The sequence below is a fragment of the Salinivibrio sp. MA427 genome (assembly GCF_001996115.1).
Taxonomy (GTDB): Bacteria; Pseudomonadota; Gammaproteobacteria; order Enterobacterales; family Vibrionaceae; genus Salinivibrio; species Salinivibrio costicola.
This window is the reverse complement of sequence record NZ_MUFH01000313.1, coordinates 1-2705: the sequence shown is the minus strand read 5'-3', so window position 1 is coordinate 2705 and position 2705 is coordinate 1. Positions and strand designations below refer to the sequence as shown.

Sequence of the window (2705 nt, the reverse complement as noted above, 5' to 3'; positions counted from 1 at the left end):
TTCATGCCCCGGCCTAGCCCAAACATCGATTCCAGCACCAAGGCATCCATCTCTTTAAAAGCGGGTTCACCATACAGCGCGACGGCTTGCTTGAGGGTTTGGAACAAAGGCGTCGACCAAAGCTCATCCCCTAATTCACCACCGACGTTTTCGTGCGCGCGGTATTCACTGCTCTCAAAATAGCGCGCTTTTTGATTCCACAAACTACGCGTACCTTGCTTAAAACCGAAATAACCATCCCAGTTAAAGACGGTATCAATCTCGAAGTCATCACCTTGTTGATACAAGGTGCGATAGCTTGCAGAGCCCGCCCAATAGTCAGCAAATCCCTCACCCAAGGCGCCAGTGTGGCCGTACGCCCAGTCGGGCAAAATATGGTAGTGAATACCGTGGGCCAGCTCATGGACAACGACATCGGCGTCAAGTGTATCGGGCGAGCCAGACGCCCCAAACATCACAGCGTTAGGACCCATATAGTAAGACGAGTTGTTCGAGCTTAAGGCGTGAGCATCAAAGCGTACCGGACCGTCAAATAATGAATACCCTAACGAGGACACATATTGCAGGGACTTATCCAAATGATAAAACGCCATCATTTGTGCAAAGTCTTGACTATCAAAAGGCAACGCTGTGAGCGATGCATGGCTCGCAAACTGTGTGACACCGTCAGGATTTAAAAACGAGACACTGTCACTTTTCTGCCATTGTCCAGACTCAGGGTTTTTGTCTTCAAAGGCGATAGCATCAACGGCTTGGACTCTGGGGTTACTCAGGTAGAGCGTGCCGCCCACATCCAATAAAGAGACATTACGCATAACAAAGCGTGGCGCGTGGGGATAATCCGCCAGCGTTGTCCAGAGCGTCTCGGGGGCAGGCTGTTTATCCATACTACGCAGATCCGGATCAACCACATTGACGGTGCGCGTCACTAACTCTCCGTCTGATAGTACTGGCGGCGCATCCGCGATCAGGCGACGCGGGATCTCAATAGCCGCCTCTTTCAATGCCTCACCCTGTCGGATCATGGTGTTGGTTAGGCTTTTATACACCCGAGTCACCAAACCGTGTTTGTCGGTATGTAACACCAACGTACGCTGCGGCTGATACTCGCCACCACGGTAAATATCAAAGTTATACTGACGACCAAGCAAACTGCTGGTTTGGTAGCGCAACGACAGCTCCCCGACTGACGGATAATGCGAGCGCAAATACTGCTGTGCTTGAGTGGCATCACTTGCTTGATAATTGCCCGCAGGGTAATCCCATTCCCCTGCCATGGCATTGGCACTGGCAAGTACCAACGCCACAAGACTGATCGCTGATTTCATGGTTCTTCCTTAAAACGCATAACGTGCATTGAGGGTGAAGTAACGACCGGGCTCGGTCGAAAAGCGGGTTTGTGACTCAGAAATACCGGCAACGTCTTGATAACGAATGTATTCGCGGTCTAGCACGTTATAGACATTGAGATTGATAGACGCGTGAGACGAGAACTGATAGCCCAAGCCAAGGTCAACGCTCGCCCAGCCAGACGTCTGAGCACACTCAGTGCGGGTGCCTAACTCGGTGTAACACATGGGCGTGCGGGCCATATGATCTGCCCAGTTCAAACGGGTATAACCGTTAAACGATTGGTTATCGAAGTGAAGCGACAGGCTGCCTTCGAGGGGGGCTAAGTTGCGAACATACTCGTCATTGTCGTCTTTGCCAGAGATCCAGCCAATCTGACTTTTCGCTTGCCATTGTTCGGTAAATGCATAGGCCGCTGATGCCTCAACGCCATACGTTTTTACACCATCCAGGTTTTCATAGCGTTTCTCAAACAGACCGGTTTCCGCATTAAAGCCCTGATCGGCAATATCAATAAACTGGCTAAACCGGTTGTAATATGCCGCGGTATACAAGCGCAGCTTGCCGTCATCATATTTGGCCCCAAGCTCAAAACTATCGCTGGTTTCCGCGTCAAGCGACGGATTGGGCAGCACCACAAATGGCGTCACCGGCACAGAGGCGTGGTTAGAGTAGCCATAGCTTTTGTCGTATTCAGGCGCTCGATAACCATGCTTATAGCTGAGGTAGGTATTGAACGCGGGCGTCCAGTGATAGGCCACCGAAGCACTAGGCGACACCGCTGCACTGTTATTGTCCGCCACACTTGCCATGCCAATCGCTTGGGGATCGTCTGCGCTTAATCGGTACGCATCAGCACGTAGACCCAGCATTACACGCCACTGCCCGATACTCATTGCGTCTTGCGCATAAACACCTAACGCATAACTCCGTGCAGGCGCGAACGGTTGCGTATCACTCACCGTTTCGCCGTTCCAATCGAGAGTCGTTTTCGTCACAGGGCGTTCATGGTAAGCCGTTTCTAACACACCACCGTAAACCAGCGTATGCACCACGTCTCCGCTGATTTGCTCAGCGTTGGCGTCTACCGACCAACCGATTGACTGGTCTTGAAAACGGCGAGCATCCAGCACCCGACGTTGCTCATTGATCCCCATGTTCCAGCGAGTCATCAAACGGTTCGTGTTCTGGGTAAAATCGGTATTTCGGTAATAGAGCTTGGTGTTGAGAGTTTCTAACCAAGGCTGCTGGGCGTGATATTCACTGCCAAGCCACAATTGCGTGGTTTCGATTTGTTCGGCTTGATCAAACGTTTTGATATCCCACTTACCGTCAGGTTGAATCGATGCTGTCCC

The 2705-nt window shown here is 51.5% G+C and carries 1 protein-coding gene and 1 pseudogene; both read right to left on the bottom strand.

The genetic code is table 11. The features are described from left to right. Positions 1-1328, bottom strand: a pseudogene (locus BZG79_RS13785) (propeptide, peptidase); the annotation flags it as partial. Between the two features lie 9 nt (positions 1329-1337). Next, a partial coding sequence (locus tag BZG79_RS13780; protein WP_199877900.1) for a TonB-dependent receptor occupies positions 1338-2705 on the bottom strand: 1368 nt, incomplete at its 5' end.